The following is a 15,315-nucleotide window of genomic DNA, read 5'->3' on the forward strand; positions in this document are numbered from 1 at the left end:
CTTGGAGCGGGAGACGAGTCTCGAACTCGCGACCTCAACCTTGGCAAGGTTGCGCTCTACCAACTGAGCTACTCCCGCAGGGGCACTACCGAATTCCAATAAGGTGTTTTATGCCGCAACACGCTGCTATCTCACAACATCTTGCGCTAAACCCACCTTATCTCGCTGCTTTCGTTTGTGTCGTCAGCAACGAGAATGAGATTATGCAAAGAACTGCTCTCGCCGTCAACACCTTTTCAAATATTCTTTTCATTTCTGCGCGCCGGCGCGCGCCACCATCCCGCTGCGCTCGCGGATTTGCGGCCAGGCCAGCTTCATGTAATAGAACATCGACCACAGCGTCAGCACCGCCGCCACGTAGATCATCCACGTGCCGAGCAGGTGGGCATCGAAGCCGAGCAGGCGGTCGCTGTACAGCAGCAGCGGGATCGCCACCATCTGCACCGTGGTCTTGAGCTTGCCGAGGAAGTTCACCGCGACGCTCTTGGAGGCGCCGATCTGCGCCATCCATTCACGCAGAGCCGAAATGGTGATCTCGCGCCCGATGATCACCAGCGCGATCAGGTCCGTGACCCGGCCCAGTGCCAGCAGCGAAAGCAGCGCCGCGGTCACCATCAGCTTGTCGGCGACCGGATCCAGGAAGGCCCCGAACGACGAGGTCTGGTTCCAGCGCCGCGCAAGGAACCCGTCCAGCCAGTCCGTGACCGCGGCAATGATGAAGAACGACGCCGCCGTCAGGTTCTTGGCGTGCATCGGCAGCCACGCGTCGGGCAGGTAGAACACGCCAACCACCAGGGGAATCATGGCGACGCGAAGCCAAGTCAGCAGGATCGGGAAATTGAAGGGCATGGAACTCGGGCGGCGGGGGACGGTAACCAATCTTGCGATTGTCGCCGATTTCCGGACCAATCGACCATCACTGGTCAATTTCCCACCGCGCGGCCCCGCGCGCTCAGTGCAACTGCCGGTAGATCTCTTCGGCCAGGCCGCGTGAAATGCCCTCGACGCTGGCCAGTTCGTCGATGCTGGCGGCCATCACGCCGCGCAGCCCACCGAAGCGGGTCAGCAGCTTCTGGCGCCGGCGCGCGCCGATGCCCTCGATCTCTTCCAGCCTCGAGGTGGTGCGCGTCTTGGCGCGGCGCGCGCGCATGCCGGTGATGGCAAAGCGGTGCGCCTCGTCGCGGATCTGCGCCACCAGCATCAGCGCGGCGCTGCCCTGCCCCAGTTCCAGCGACGGACGGCCATCGGCGAACACCAGCGTCTCCAGGCCGACCTTGCGGCCCTCGCCCTTGGCCACGCCGACCAGCAGGCCGATATCCAGCCCGAGTTCTTCGAACACCTGCCGTGCCACCTCGACCTGTCCCTTGCCGCCGTCGATCAGCACGATCTGCGGCACCTGCGCCGCGGCTTCGCTGCCGGCCTCCATGCCGCCGTCTTCCTGGATCTGCTCGACCAGCTTCTGGTAGCGCCGCGTCAGCACCTGGCGCATGGCCGCGTAGTCATCGCCGGGAATGATGTCCTGGATGTTGTAGCGGCGGTATTCGCTGTTCTGCATGTCGTGGTGGTGGTACACCACGCACGATGCCTGGGTGGCCTCGCCGGCGGTATGGCTGATGTCAAAGCATTCCACGCGCAGCAGCGCCAGGTCTTCCAGGTCCAGCCCGATGGTTTCGGCCAGCGCGCGCGTACGCGCCTCCTGGCTGCCCTGCTCGGCCAGCCGGCGCGACAGCGCCAGCGCGGCGCCCTGCTGCGCCATCTCCAGCCAGACCTTGCGCTGGCCCTGCGGCTGGCGCACCAGCGTGACCTTGCGCCCGGCGTGCAGCGTCAGCGCCTCGAGCACCGTGGCATCGTCCGGCGCATGGCTGACGACGATGATGGGCGGCGCCGGCTGCTCCAGGTAGTGCTGCACCATGAAGGCCGACAGCACCCGGGTGGCGATGCGGTCGACGGTCAGCGGCGGCGCGGCGGCGGCGCTGTCATCCTCGCGCTCATCGGCATCCTCGACGATCATCGCCGCTTCGTCGGCATGGGCCGGGAAGTAGGCCTTGTCGCCCAGATGGCGGCTGCCGCGCACCATGGCCAGGTTGACGCAGGCACGCCCGCCCTCCACGGCGACGGCCAGCACGTCGATGTCGCGCGCCTGCCCGCCTACCTCTTCCACCGCCTGGCGCTTGAGCACGGTCGACAGCGCCGCGATCTGGTCGCGCACGGCCGCGGCCTGCTCGAACTCCAGCCGCTCGGCGTGCTGTTCCATCTTGCCCTGCAGGCCTTCCAGCACCTCGGTCTGGCGGCCTTGCAGGAAGCGCGCCGCATTGGCGACGTCGCGCGCGTAGTCCTCTTCGCTGATGGCGTTGACGCACGGACCGGTGCAGCGATGGATCTGGTGCAGTAAGCACGGCCGCGTGCGGTTGTTGAAGACGGTGTCCTCGCAGGTGCGCAGCTGGAACACCTTCTGCAGGATCTGCATGCTCTCGCGCACCGCATAGGCGCTCGGGAACGGCCCGAAGTACTGATGCTTGCGGTCGGTGGCGCCGCGGTAGTACGCCATGCGCGGGAAGCGGTGCCCGGTCAGCTTCAGGAACGGGTACGATTTGTCGTCGCGGAACAGGATGTTATAGCGCGGCGCCAGCGCCTTGATCAGGTTGTTCTCGAGCAGCAGCGCCTCGGCCTCGGTGCGCACCACCGTGGTATCGATGCGGGCAATGCGCGCCACCATCATCGCAATACGCGGCGACAACTGGGTCTTGTTGAAGTAGCTCGACACCCGCTTCTTCAGGTCGCGCGCCTTGCCCACGTACAGCACATTGCCTGCCGCGTCGAAATAGCGGTACACGCCCGGCAGGCCGGGCAGGCGGGAAATGACCGGGCGCGGGTCGAACGGCTCCGGCGGCGCTTCAGCAGCCGCCTCGGCAGTCACCTCGGCTGGCCGGGCGGCCGCCGCTTCGGCCGGAACTTCGTCGGCGGGATTTGGGGAATCGGGTTGCTGGTCGGACATTGGGGACGGTGACCGCTACACGGCCTGCGCGCATCAAAACGGCATGGCCTCTAAAATCGCAAGTTTAGAGCAATTCAGCGCGCGCCCCGCCCGCCCCTCACCCGCCATGCCTATCCGCTCCTGGGACATCTTCTGCACCGTGATCGACAATTTCGGCGACATCGGCGTCTGCTGGCGGCTGGCACGCCAGCTCGCACAGGAACACGGGCACGCGGTGCGGCTGTGGGTCGATGACCTGGCCAGCTTCGCGCGGCTGGCGCCGGAACTCGATACCGGCGCCACGGTGCAGCGCCTGGCGGGCGTGGAGATCCGTCCGTGGCGGCCGGGTGGCGACAGCGTGGATGACACCGCCGGGGTCGAGCCACACGATGCCGTCATCGAAGCCTTCGCCTGTGATGTGCCGCAAGCCTTCCTGGCCCGCATGGCCGCGCGTGACCCCAAACCCGCCTGGATCAACCTGGAATACCTGAGCGCCGAGCCCTGGGTACGGGAGCACCATGCGATGCCCTCGCCCCATCCCCGGCTGCCGCTGGTGAAGCATTTCTTCTTCCCCGGCTTCGAGCCCGGCACCGGCGGCCTGCTGCGGGAATCGATGCTGGGCGCGCAGCGCGCCGCCTTCCTCGGCGGCACGGCTGCCCAGGCGGCCTTGTGGCACCGGCTGAGCGTGACGCCCCGGCCCGATGCGCTGCGCGTGAGCCTGTTTGCCTACCGCAACCCGGCCCTGCCCGCGCTGCTGGAGCAGTGGCGCGATGCCGCCGAGGCGGTCCATTGCCTGGTGCCCGCAGGCCTGGCCGCGGACCAGGTCGCCGAATGGCTGGCTGCCCCGCTGCGGATTGGCGACCCGGTGGAACGCGGCAGCCTGTGCCTGCAGCTGATCCCTTTCGTACGCCAGGAGCACTTTGACGAACTGCTGTGGGCCTGCGACCTGAACTTCGTGCGCGGCGAGGATTCCTTCGTGCGCGCGCAATGGGCGGCGCGGCCGCTGGTGTGGCATATCTACCCGCAGGACGATGCCGCGCACCGGGTCAAGCTGGACGCCTGGCTCGACCTGTTCGGCCAGGGCGGCGTGGCGCCGGAAGCAGCGGCCGCGCTGACGGACTTCTGGCACGCCTGGAACGGCTACGGCAATGCCGTGGACTGGCCGCGTCTGCGTGCGCACCTGCCGGCACTTGCCGCGATCGCAGCGCGCTGGGAGCGGCGTTTGCAGCATCCTGGCGATCTTGCCGCCAACCTGGTGGCGTTTTGCGAAAATCGGGTAAAATGATCGGTTGATTCAAATGGCGACCTGGGCCGGAGAACCAGGGCCTTTCCCAGGCGTCAGACCGACACTGGGCGAAGACCTGAATGCAAGCTGAGCACGGGGTCGCGAGCGCGTGAACGCCTCTCGTTGGGGCTCACAGGCTCACCGCAGGTGATGCCGGCAGCGCGCCTTCGCCATTCCAAATTCCTACTTTCTATTTCAGGAAAACAGTTCAGATGAAAATCGCACAGGAACTCCGCGTCGGTAACGTGTTCATGATCGGCGGCGATCCGATGGTCGTGCAGAAGGCCGAATACAACAAGTCGGGCCGCAACGCCGCTGTGGTCAAGATGAAGTACAAGAACCTGCTGACGGACGCACCGGGCGAGTCGGTGTTCAAGGCCGACGACAAGTTCGAAGTCGTGGTGCTGGAGCGCCGCGAATGCACCTACTCGTACTTCGCTGACCCGATGTACGTGTTCATGGACGCCGACTACAACCAGTATGAAGTCGAGAAGGACAGCATGGGCGACTCGCTGAACTACCTCGAAGACGGCATGAACGTTGAAGTGGTGTTCTACAACGACAAGGCCATCTCGGTTGAAATGCCGACCACGCTGGTCCGTGAGATCGTCTACACCGAGCCGGCAGTCAAGGGCGACACCTCGTCGGGCAAGGTGCTCAAGGGCGCCAAGATCAACACCGGCTTCGAGTTGCAAGTGCCGCTGTTCTGCAACATCGGCGACAAGATCGAAATCGACACCCGCACCGGCGAATACCGCAGCCGCGCCAACTAAGGCGCTTGCCTCACCCCGCCTCAGCGCGGGGCCGGTCAACAAAAATGGCAGCCTCGGCTGCCATTTTTGTTTGTGCACGCGGCCCCGTTCAGGCGATCAGGTCGTGCTCTTTCAGCGTGCGCAGCGCGGCGCGGTACTCGCCCTCCTGGTGCAGCTTGTTCCAGTCCAGCGGCTTCCTGCGCGCGAACAGCTTGCGGATGCGGCGCTGCGAGGTCTTGTCGATGCCCACGTCCAGCTCGGTCAGCAACTGGTCGGCGCGCTCCGGGTGGTTGCAGATCAGCACCATGTCACAGCCCGCGGTCAGCGCGGCGCGCGCGGCCTCGGTGACATTGCCGACGACGCTGGCGCCTTCCATGCTGAGGTCGTCGCTGAAGATCACGCCCTCGAAGCCCAACTGGGCGCGCAGCACGTCCTGCAGCCAGTAGCGCGAGAAGCCGGCCGGGTTCGGGTCGACCTTGGGGTAGATCACGTGCGCCGGCATCACCGACGACAGCGACAGGCCCAGCCACTCGTACGGGCGCGCATCCTGCTCCAGGATCTCGTCCAGCGAGCGCTCGTCGACCGGGATCGCCACGTGCGAATCGGCCTCGACATAGCCGTGGCCAGGGAAGTGCTTGCCGCAGTTGCTCATGCCGGCCAGCAGCAGGCCATGGTTCAGGTGGCCGGCCAGCATCGACACCACGCGCGGATCGGCGTGGAAAGCGCGGTCGCCGATCACGGCGCTGCGGCCGTAGTCCAGGTCCAGCACCGGGGTGAAGCTCAGGTCGATGTCGCAGGCGCGCAGTTCGGCGGCCAACACATAGCCGCAGGCCACGGCGGCCTTGGTCGCGGCCAGCACGTCGCGCTCCCACAGCTCGCCCAGGCAGTGCATCGCCGGCAGGTGGGTGAAGCCGTCGGTCTTGCAGCGCTGCACGCGCCCGCCCTCATGGTCGATGCAGATCAGCACGTCGTCTCGCACCGCGCGGATGGCGCGCGTCAGCGCCTGCAGTTGCGCGCGCGACTCGAAATTGCGCGCGAACAGGATCACGCCGCCGGTCAGCGGATGCGCGATGCGGCGCAAGTCCTCCGCGTCGAGCTGCTTGCCGACGACGTCGAGGACCACCGGGCCCGGCCGCTTGCCAGAGTTCTTCTTGGACATGGAAGTTGTTGGATTCACAAGGCTGTAGGTTGGGAAGCCGCCCCGCCCGCACGCTCGGCAATGGCGAAGGCGACGGCAAAGTCGTGCTCGTCACTGACACTGACCCGCACGGATAGCCCGCGTTCCGCCAGCCATGCGGCCAGCTCGCCATGGCATATCGGCGTGGGCTCGCCGGACGGCAGGTTCATCAGCTCCATGGCGCGCCACGTCATCGGCCAGCGCATGCCCAGGCCAATGGCCTTGGAGAACGCCTCCTTGGCAGCGAAGCGCGTGGACAAGAAGGCCAGCCCGCGCTTCTCGGAGCGCGCCTTGCGCGCGTGGTACTTGGCCAGCTCATCGGGGCCCAGCACCTTCTCGGCGAAACGGCCGTTGGTGCGTTCCATCACGCCCTGCACGCGGGCGATCTGGATGATGTCGGTGCCGACGCCGTAGATCACGCCGGCGCGCCCGCGGCAGGACAGCGCGTGCCCAGGCGCGCGGCGACCATGATGGCCTTCATCTCGCGCACCGCGTTCTCCCAGCCCGCGAACACCGCATGCGCCACGATCGCGTGGCCGATGTTCAGCTCCTTGATGCCGGGCAGCGCGGCGATCGGCTGCACATTGGTGTAGTGCAGGCCATGGCCGGCGTTGACCACCAGGCCGTGCTTCTGGCCCGCATCGACGCCATCGGCGATGCGGCGGAACTCGAGCGCCTGCTCATCGGGCGTATGCGCATCGGCATAGCGGCCGGTATGCAGCTCGATCACCGGCGCGCCGCACGCGGCCGCCGCGGCGATCTGGTCGGCATCGGCATCAATGAACAGCGACACGCGGATGCCGGCACCGGCCAGCTGCGCGCACGCCGCCTTGACCTGCTCGAAACGCCCGGCCACATCGAGCCCGCCCTCGGTGGTCACTTCCTCGCGGCGCTCCGGCACCAGGCATACGTCCTGCGGACGGATCTCGCAGGCGATGTCGAGCATCTCCTGCGTGAGCGCGCATTCCAGGTTCATGCGCGTGGCCAGTTGCGGGCGCAGCGCGCGCACGTCGGCATCGCGGATATGGCGGCGGTCTTCGCGCAGGTGCAGCGTGATCAGGTCGGCGCCGGCCTGTTCCGCCAGCAGCGCGGCACGGATGGGATCGGGGTACACGGTGCCGCGCGCGTTGCGCAGCGTGGCGACGTGGTCGATATTGACGCCAAGGTCGATGACGCCCGGATTTGCGTGGAAGATCATGCGAGCAGGTGCAGGAGTAAGTCGGATGGTTCTTGAGTCGGTCAGAGATACTGCAGGTCGATCAGAATCTGGCGCGTCTTCAGCGGCGCGCCTTGCAGATAATAATGCAGCAGGAACCGCATCAGCGCGCGGCTTTGCGCGGCGGTCTGCGCGCGGCTGTAATCGTCCTGCGCCATGTCCAGCAGGGTCTGGCCGGTCACCACCGGCCACGACGACGGGTCGCTCGGCTGCGCGCGGCGCACGCCGCGCTCTGGCTGGTAGACATAGTCCAGGCCCGGCTGGACCCGCTCGCCGGTGCTCAGGCACTGGTCAAAGGCAACCGCGAAGCCAGTTTCCTGCAGCAGCACGCGTTCAAAGCTGCGCAGCACCAGCCCGGCTTGCTCGCCGTGCGCCAGCCGCGTCAGCGTCGTCAGGTAATGGCGGAACAAGGCCGGATGCGCATCCTCGCGCGGGCAGAAGCGCATCAGCAGCTCGTTCAGGTAGAACGCCGACAGCAACGCATCGCCGGCCAGCGGCGGCATGCCGCCGACCCACTCGGCCTTGGTCAGTGTCTTGACCTCGCCGCGGCCGCTCCATGACACCGAGACCGGGTGGAAATGCTGCAACACCGCACGCAGCGCGGAGTGCGGGCGCTTGGCGCCCTTGGCCACCATCGAGATGCGGCCGTAGTCGCGCGTGAACAGGTCCAGGATCAGGCTGGTCTCGCGATACGGCCAGGCGTGCAGCACAAAGCCGGGCTGCTCGGCCACGCGCGACTCGGGCCGGGCCGGCACGATGCGCATGGCACGATCCATCATCGCGCGCGCGGCAGCGTCGGCCATGCCGGGCAGCGCCCTGCTGTCGAGCAGTTCGGCGGCCTCGTCGACCACGGGGTCGGCGCGGCGGGACCGTGGCGCCGGCGCCGGCGCGCGCGCGATGTCAGCCGTCTTGCTCACTGGTCGCTCGCTGTTGTGCTCACTCGTAGCCGTACGCGCGCAGCCCTGCTTCGTTGTCGGCCCAACCGCTCTTCACCTTGATCCACATTTCCAGGTAGACCTTGCCGTCGAACAGCTTTTCCATGTCCAGGCGCGCCTCGGTGGAGATCTGCTTGAGCTTGGCGCCCTTGTTGCCGATGATCATGGCCTTGTGCGCGTCTCGCTCGACCAGGATGGTGGCAAAGACGCGGCGCAGGCGGCCTTCGGTCTCGAACTTGTCGATGATCACGGTGCTGGTGTACGGGAGCTCGTCGCCGGTCCAGCGGAACACCTTCTCGCGGATGATCTCCGAGGCCAGGAAGCGCTCGCTGCGGTCGGTCATGGCGTCGGCGTCGTACATCGGCTCGCCTTCCGGCAGGTAGGGCCGGATGATCTCGAACAGGCGCGCGATATGGTCGTGGGTCTTGGCCGTCATCGGCACCACTTCGCGGAACGGGAACTGCTGCCCCATCTTTTCCAGGAAGGGCATCATCACTTCCAGGCGGTTCTCGCCGTTGACGCGGTCCAGCTTGTTGGCGACCAGCAGCACCGGCGTGTTCTTCGGCAGCAGCGACAGCACCTTCTCGTCGTCGGCGCCGTAGTAGCCGGCCTCGACCACGAACAGGACCAGGTCCACCGACGACAGCGTGGACGTGACCGCGCGGTTCAGCGAACGGTTCAGCGCGCTGGCGTGGCGGGTCTGGAAGCCCGGCGTGTCGACGAACACATACTGCGCGTCATCCGTGGTCTGGATGCCGACGATGCGGTGACGCGTGGTCTGCGCCTTGCGCGAGGTGATGCTGATCTTCTGGCCGACCAGCGCGTTCATCAGCGTGGACTTGCCCACGTTGGGGCGGCCGACGATGGCCACGGTGCCGCAGCGGAACGCCGCGGCCGGGGTATCCGCCGCGTCTTGCTGCGGATGGGTAGATTCGGTCATTCCTTCAACCTGAGAGACAGCTGTGGGTCCTGCGGCACGGGTTGCTTGCGGGTCTTGCCGGTGCGCTCGGCGCGGCTGCGCTTGAGCAGCTGCGGCACCAGCTTCTGGACTTCGTCCAGCGCCAGCTTGGCGGCGGCCTGCTCGGCAGCGCGCCGCGAGGCGCCGGTGCCAAACACCCGGACTTCCAGTTTAGGCACCGTGCACTCGACTTCAAACTGCTGGCTGTGCGCGGCCCCGTGTGTGGCGATTACGTTATATTGCGGCAGGGCGATCTTGTGGCCCTGCAGGTATTCCTGCAGCAGGGTCTTGGCGTCCTTGCCCAGCGTGCGCGGGTCGACCTGCTCCAGGATCGGGATATAGAGCTTGCGGATCAGCGCGCGCGCGGCGTCGAAGCCGGCGTCGAGGAAGACCGCGCCGACGATCGCTTCGAGCGCATCGGCGAGGATGGACGGACGGCGGAAGCCTCCGCTCTTGAGTTCGCCCTCGCCCAGGCGCAGCGTGTCGGACAGCTGCAACATCTGGGCGATCTCGTACAGGGCCTGCTGCTTGACCAGGTTGGCCCGCACGCGCGACAGGTCGCCCTCGTCGAGCTTGCCGAACATGCCATAGAGCATGTCGGCCACGGCGCAGTTGAGCACCGAATCGCCCAGGAATTCAAGGCGTTCGTTGTGCTGGGCGCTGTGGCTGCGGTGCGTCAGCGCCTGTTGCAGCAATTCGGGCTTGCTGAATCGGTAGCCGAGTCGTTGCTGCAAGGCGTCAAGGTTCATATCAGTGCTGCGTTCCTGAATAGGTAATCAGTAGGCTCAGGGGTCCGTAGACGGGCACCTCGGTCCGGTACGAGAAATCGACCGACTGGATGGTGCCGTTCTCGTCTTCCCGGATCAGGAGGTCCTCGGCCTTGACTGCGGTAATCCGGTCGATGGCTGCCTGCTTTTCAAAAAAATCGGCCACTTCGCGCTTGTTGGCGGCGCGCTGCTTGGCATAGCTGGCGGCGCGCTTGACCGAAAAATACTCCACCAGGCTCGGGATCGCGCGCAGGGCCGGCAAGGCCACCCCGATCACGAACACCACGATCACCAGCAGCGTCCAGACGGAAAACCCGCCCATGCCTGCCCGGCGTCGTACCGGATTCCTGCCCACCACCTTCCCAAGTTGACCCATGATGCGCTCGTCCTCGTTTTGCGTTGAGTGTTCTTGCGCCGCGGGGATTCTTATTTGAACGTTCCCACGCGTCCGAAATTGCCCAGGTTCATCCAGATCACAAAGGCCTTGCCGACGATATTCTCATCCGGCACGAACCCCCAGAAACGGGAATCCAGGCTGTTGTCCCGGTTGTCACCCATGACGAAATAGTGACCTGCAGGTACCTTGCAGGTCACGCCCTGCTGATTGTAAGTGCAGTTTTCCCGGTACGGGAAATCCGGGTCCGCCCCCGCGATAAACGCCGGGCGGTCGGCGTCGTTCAGGATGCCATGATCGACGCTGCCTGGCAGCTTTTCGCGGAAATGCCTGGAATATGCCAGGCGCTCCTCGTCCAGGAAATCCGGCAGCGCGGCGTACTCGGCCGGCTTGCCGTTGATGGTCAGGCGCTTGTTGGCATACTGCACCACGTCGCCTGGCACGCCGATCACGCGCTTGATGTAGTCGAGCGACGGGTCTTTCGGGTAGCGGAACACCATGACGTCGCCGCGCTGCGGCTCGCCCATGTCCATGACCTTCTTGTTCACCACCGGCAGGCGGATGCCGTACTCGTACTTGTTGACCAGGATGAAGTCGCCGATCAGCAGCGTCGGGATCATCGAGCCGGACGGGATCTTGAACGGCTCGACCACGAACGAGCGCAGCACGAACACCGCCAGGATCACCGGAAAGAAACTGGCCGAATATTCCAGCCACCACGGCTGGCGCAGCTTTTCCTCGGCCAGGCGCTTGCGCGTGGCGTCAGCTTCCGCCGCGCCGAAGCGGCCCTGCAGGTCGGCCTGGCGCGAATCGAATTCGGCCAGCGCCAGCCGCGCCGAAGAGCGGCGCTGTCGCTCGAACACGAGCTTGTCCGCAACCCACGCGACGCCCGTAATCACCACCAGCACAAAAAGGATCAGTGCAAAATTCATGACGGCTTCTGGTTTTTTGAAATCCTGGTACAGCCTGTTCTTTCACCACGGCGGCAAGCCGCCGCGCGTGGCACTGCCCTGCTCGCGGCGCCTTCTTACTTGTCATCCACCTGCAGGATGGCCAGGAAAGCCTCCTGCGGGATCTCGACCGTACCGACCTGCTTCATCCGCTTCTTGCCCGCCTTCTGCTTCTCCAGCAGCTTCTTCTTGCGCGTGATGTCGCCGCCGTAGCACTTGGCCAGCACGTTCTTGCGCAGCGCCTTGACGTTTTCGCGCGCAATGATATTCGCGCCGATGGCGGCCTGGATCGCCACGTCGTACATCTGGCGCGGAATGATCTCGCGCATCTTGGCTGCGACCTCGCGGCCGCGGTATTGCGAGTTCGAACGGTGCACGATCACCGACAGCGCATCGACCTTGTCGCTGTTGATCAGGATGTCGACCTTGACCACGTCCGACGGGCGATATTCCTTGAACTCGTAGTCCATCGACGCATAGCCGCGCGACACCGACTTCAGGCGGTCGAAGAAGTCCATCACGATTTCCGCCATCGGGATCTCGTAGGTCAGCTGCACCTGCTTGCCGTGGTAGCTCATGTTGATTTGCGAGCCACGCTTCTGCGTGCACAGCGTAATCACCGAGCCGACATATTCCTGCGGCATATACAGGTTGACGGTGACGATCGGTTCCAGGATCGCCTCGATCTTGCTCGGGTCCGGCATCTTCGCCGGATTTTCCACGGTGATCACGGTGCCGTCGCGCATCTCGACCTGGTACACCACCGTCGGCGCGGTGGTGATCAGGTCCATGTCGAACTCGCGCTCCAGGCGCTCCTGCACGATCTCCATGTGCAGCAGGCCGAGGAAGCCGCAGCGGAAGCCGAAGCCCAGCGCCTGCGACACTTCCGGCTCGAACATCAGCGAGGCATCGTTGAGCCGCAGCTTTTCCAATGACTCGCGCAGCGCCTCGTACTGGTTGGCCTCAACCGGGTACAGGCCGGCGAACACCTGCGGCTTGACTTCCTTGAAGCCCGGCAGCGGCGCTTCGGCCTTGCGCTGCATGGTGGTGATGGTATCGCCCACCTTGGCCGCCTTCAGTTCCTTGATGCCGGCGATGACAAAGCCCACCTGGCCCGCCGTCAGCGCATCGCGGGGGATCGACTTCGGCGTAAACACGCCCACCTGCTCGACCAGGTGCTGTGAGCCGTTGGCCATCAGCAGTACCTTGTCCTTGGGACGCAGGGTGCCGTTGACCACGCGCACCAGCATCACCACGCCGACGTAGTTGTCGAACCACGAGTCGATGATCAGCGCCTGCAGCGGCGCGTCGGCGTCGCCCTCGGGCGGCGGCACCTTGGCGATCAGCGCCTCGATCACGTCCTGCACGCCCTGCCCGGTCTTGGCCGAGCACGGCGTGGCGTCCTGCGCGTCGATGCCGATCACGTCCTCGATCTCCTGGATCGCGTTATCGGGGTCGGCCTGCGGCAGGTCGATCTTGTTCAGCACCGGCACCACTTCCACGCCCAGCTCGATCGCGGTGTAGCAGTTGGCCACGGTCTGCGCCTCAACGCCCTGTGAGGCGTCGACCACCAGCAGCGCGCCTTCGCAGGCGGACAGCGAGCGGCTCACTTCATAGCTGAAGTCGACGTGTCCCGGGGTGTCGATCAGGTTCAGGTTGTAGACCTTGCCGTCGCGCGCCTTGTAGCTGAGCGCAGCGGTCTGCGCCTTGATGGTGATGCCGCGCTCCTTTTCGATATCCATCGAATCGAGGACCTGCGCTTCCATCTCCCGATCCGACAGCCCTCCACAAAGCTGAATGATCCGGTCGGCCAGGGTGGACTTCCCATGGTCGATATGGGCAATGATCGAGAAATTACGGATATGGTCCATCTAGTGTTCAGGGGGGCGCCGGCGTGAGAGCCCGCGCGGCAACAAGCGGTTGAGCGGCCCGGCGCCGCGCACCGCAAGGCGGGCGCGGGCGTACCGCAGGTTCGGGGGGTGCAATTTTTGCGCCAATCCGCAATTTTACCGGATTTTCAATGACTTCCGGGTCGTCAAATGGCGGCGTGGCGCGGTTGGCGGCGGTTACCGACGGGGATCAGCGGGTTGTGCGCGCGCTGCCATGTGCGGCAAGCCACACCCTTACGGCAGCTTCGTCGAGGAAATAGTGGCAAAGCTCCACGGCGCCGCCCTGCAAGTCTGCTGGGGTGCCCGGCATCAGCACCGGCACCAGTTCGCCAAAGCGGTCTTCCAGCCCCGCATCGGCATCGACATCCACCTCGTGCAGGGCGAAAGAAAAATCGCGCCGGAGCGGCTCCAGCGCGACCTTCATGTCTTCGCAAAGGTGGCAGTATGCCCGGCCGTACAGTGTCAGCGCAGGCATACCGGCCATTGCGGATCAGCGGCTGGACGTGGCGCCCGGACGCAGCGTCAGCACCTGGGTGGCATCGCCGCGCCGCACGAACACCGCGGCAATCCGGTTCTTGTCCAGGCTGCGCACCAGCTCGTTGAACTGGCGGGCGTTGGTCACATCCGTATCGCCCAGGCGCAGGATGATGTCGCCCGGACGGATGCCGGCACGCAGCGCCGGGCCGTCGGCCACTTCCACCTCGACGCCCGACTTGAGCTTGAGCTCCTTCAGGCGTGCCTCGGGCAGGTCGTTGACCACCAGGCCAAGCGCATTGGGCTTGCCGGCCTGTGCCGCGCTGTCGTCCTTGGGCGTTGCGCCGCTGCGAGCCTTGGCCTTGCCGTCCGGCTCCAGCTCGGTGACGGTGATGGTGACCTCGCGGACCGCGCCCTTGCGCCACAGCTGCAGCGGCACGCGCGTGCCCGGCTTGGTCTCGCCCACCATGCGCGGCAGGTCCGAGGCCCGCTCGATATCGCGGCCGTTGAACTTGAGGATGATGTCGCCGGCTTCGATGCCCGCCTTCTCGGCAGGACCGCCCGGCTCGACGCTGCCGACCAGCGCGCCGCGCGCACGGCCCAGGCCCAGCGAATCGGCCACCTCCTTGGTGACGTCACCGATCGCCACGGCGATGCGCCCGCGCGTCACGCGCCCGGAGCTCTTGAGCTGCTCGGACACGCGCATCGCCTCGTCGATCGGGATTGCGAACGAGATACCCATGTAGCCGCCGCTGCGGCTGTAGATCTGCGAGTTGATGCCGATCACCTCGCCGCGCAGGTTGATCAGCGGGCCGCCGGAATTGCCGGGGTTGACCGCCACGTCGGTCTGGATGAACGGCAGGTAGTCGCCCGTGTCGCGGCCCTTGGCCGAGACAATGCCGGCGGTCACGCTGTTGTCCAGCCCGAACGGCGAGCCGATCGCCAGCACCCATTCGCCGGCGCGGACCTTGTTGGAATCGCCCAGCGGCAGGCGCGGCAGGCCGCTGGCCTCGACCTTGAGCAGCGCCACGTCGGTGCGCTTGTCCGAGCCGATCAGCTTGGCCTTGAATTCGCGCTTGTCGGGCAGCGTCACATAAATGGTTTCGGCGTCGGCCACCACGTGCGCGTTGGTCATCACGTAGCCGTCCTGGCTGATGATGAAGCCCGAACCCACGCCGCGGCTCTGCTCTTCCTGCTGCGGCGGCTGGCCGCGGCGGGGGGCGCCGGGCGCCGGGGCACCGGGCATCGGCACGCCGAAGAAGCGCCGGAAGAATTCCGCCATCTCGTCATCGCCGCCGGGTGCACCGCGCTGGCGCACGAGTTCCGTGGTGCGGATATTGACCACGGCCGGGCTGGCCTTTTCCACCAGGTCGGTGAAATCGGGCAGGTTGTAGTTGGAGGCGGCAGCCTGGGCATGGCTGACTTCGGCAACAGTCGGGCCGAGCAGCATCATGGCAGCCATGACCACGGCCCGCGCCAGGGCTGGAGATCTGAACATCATCGACAACTCCCGGGATTCAGCGAATAGAAGAAAAACCGTCTGG

15 protein-coding genes and 1 tRNA gene are annotated in these 15,315 nt (G+C 65.8%); 2 read left to right on the top strand and 14 right to left on the bottom strand.

What is annotated here, in order from left to right; all coding sequences use genetic code 11:
* Positions 1–2: 2 nt before the first annotated feature.
* The 3 genes from AC1Q6V_RS30660 to uvrC form a co-directional block, all read right to left on the bottom strand.
* Positions 3–78: transfer RNA gene (locus AC1Q6V_RS30660), tRNA-Gly, on the bottom strand.
* A 171-nt stretch (positions 79–249) separates the two neighbouring features.
* The gene (gene pgsA / locus AC1Q6V_RS30665; RefSeq protein ID WP_013957352.1) at positions 250–849 is read right to left on the bottom strand and encodes a CDP-diacylglycerol--glycerol-3-phosphate 3-phosphatidyltransferase; all 600 of its coding nucleotides are present in this window, start codon (positions 847–849) and stop codon (positions 250–252) included.
* A gap of 103 nt (positions 850–952) precedes the next feature.
* Entirely contained in the window at positions 953–2,995 is a 2,043-nt protein-coding gene (uvrC, locus tag AC1Q6V_RS30670; protein WP_010814698.1) for an excinuclease ABC subunit UvrC, read from the bottom strand.
* A gap of 106 nt (positions 2,996–3,101) precedes the next feature.
* On the opposite strand from uvrC, the gene earP reads away from it, so the two are divergent.
* Entirely contained in the window at positions 3,102–4,259 is a 1,158-nt protein-coding gene (earP, locus tag AC1Q6V_RS30675) for an elongation factor P maturation arginine rhamnosyltransferase EarP (protein WP_454750347.1), read from the top strand.
* A 212-nt stretch (positions 4,260–4,471) separates the two neighbouring features.
* Positions 4,472–5,032, top strand: a complete 561-nt coding sequence (efp, locus tag AC1Q6V_RS30680) for an elongation factor P (protein WP_010814696.1) — start codon at positions 4,472–4,474, stop codon at positions 5,030–5,032.
* Between the two features lie 88 nt (positions 5,033–5,120).
* Here efp and nagZ read toward each other — a convergent pair whose 3' ends face one another.
* The 11 genes from nagZ to AC1Q6V_RS30735 form a co-directional block, all read right to left on the bottom strand.
* Positions 5,121–6,170 (bottom strand): beta-N-acetylhexosaminidase, encoded by a 1,050-nt coding sequence (gene nagZ / locus AC1Q6V_RS30685; protein ID WP_011615718.1) that lies wholly within the window; start codon positions 6,168–6,170, stop codon positions 5,121–5,123.
* A 14-nt stretch (positions 6,171–6,184) separates the two neighbouring features.
* Positions 6,185–6,607, bottom strand: coding sequence for a holo-ACP synthase (acpS, locus tag AC1Q6V_RS30690; protein WP_010814694.1), 423 nt, complete (start codon positions 6,605–6,607; stop codon positions 6,185–6,187).
* The gene (gene pdxJ / locus AC1Q6V_RS30695) at positions 6,604–7,386 is read right to left on the bottom strand and encodes a pyridoxine 5'-phosphate synthase (protein ID WP_439670797.1); all 783 of its coding nucleotides are present in this window, start codon (positions 7,384–7,386) and stop codon (positions 6,604–6,606) included. Before pdxJ ends, acpS begins: the two co-directional genes overlap by 4 nt.
* Before the next feature lie 41 nt (positions 7,387–7,427).
* Positions 7,428–8,321 carry a DNA repair protein RecO gene (recO, locus tag AC1Q6V_RS30700; RefSeq protein ID WP_010814692.1) on the bottom strand — a complete coding sequence of 298 codons (894 nt, stop codon included), beginning with the start codon at positions 8,319–8,321 and terminating at the stop codon, positions 7,428–7,430.
* A 19-nt stretch (positions 8,322–8,340) separates the two neighbouring features.
* Positions 8,341–9,279: a GTPase Era gene (gene era / locus AC1Q6V_RS30705; protein WP_010814691.1), complete on the bottom strand. Its 939-nt coding sequence runs from the start codon at positions 9,277–9,279 to the stop codon at positions 8,341–8,343.
* Positions 9,276–10,046, bottom strand: coding sequence for a ribonuclease III (rnc, locus tag AC1Q6V_RS30710; RefSeq protein ID WP_010814690.1), 771 nt, complete (start codon positions 10,044–10,046; stop codon positions 9,276–9,278). Before rnc ends, era begins: the two co-directional genes overlap by 4 nt.
* A 1-nt stretch (position 10,047) precedes the next feature.
* Positions 10,048–10,440 carry a DUF4845 domain-containing protein gene (locus tag AC1Q6V_RS30715; RefSeq protein WP_037024639.1) on the bottom strand — a complete coding sequence of 131 codons (393 nt, stop codon included), beginning with the start codon at positions 10,438–10,440 and terminating at the stop codon, positions 10,048–10,050.
* A 50-nt stretch (positions 10,441–10,490) separates the two neighbouring features.
* Positions 10,491–11,390, bottom strand: a complete 900-nt coding sequence (gene lepB, locus AC1Q6V_RS30720; protein WP_011615721.1) for a signal peptidase I — start codon at positions 11,388–11,390, stop codon at positions 10,491–10,493.
* Between the two features lie 95 nt (positions 11,391–11,485).
* A complete protein-coding gene (lepA, locus tag AC1Q6V_RS30725) occupies positions 11,486–13,279 on the bottom strand; it encodes a translation elongation factor 4 (RefSeq protein ID WP_010814687.1) in 1,794 nt (597 codons plus the stop codon).
* A 208-nt stretch (positions 13,280–13,487) separates the two neighbouring features.
* The gene (locus AC1Q6V_RS30730; RefSeq protein WP_010814686.1) at positions 13,488–13,772 is read right to left on the bottom strand and encodes a glutaredoxin family protein; all 285 of its coding nucleotides are present in this window, start codon (positions 13,770–13,772) and stop codon (positions 13,488–13,490) included.
* Positions 13,773–13,787: 15 nt separating this feature from the next.
* Positions 13,788–15,272 (bottom strand): DegQ family serine endoprotease, encoded by a 1,485-nt coding sequence (locus AC1Q6V_RS30735; protein ID WP_010814685.1) that lies wholly within the window; start codon positions 15,270–15,272, stop codon positions 13,788–13,790.
* Positions 15,273–15,315 lie beyond the last annotated feature (43 nt).

The organism is Cupriavidus sp. GW823-FHT07B10, from assembly GCF_058794355.1.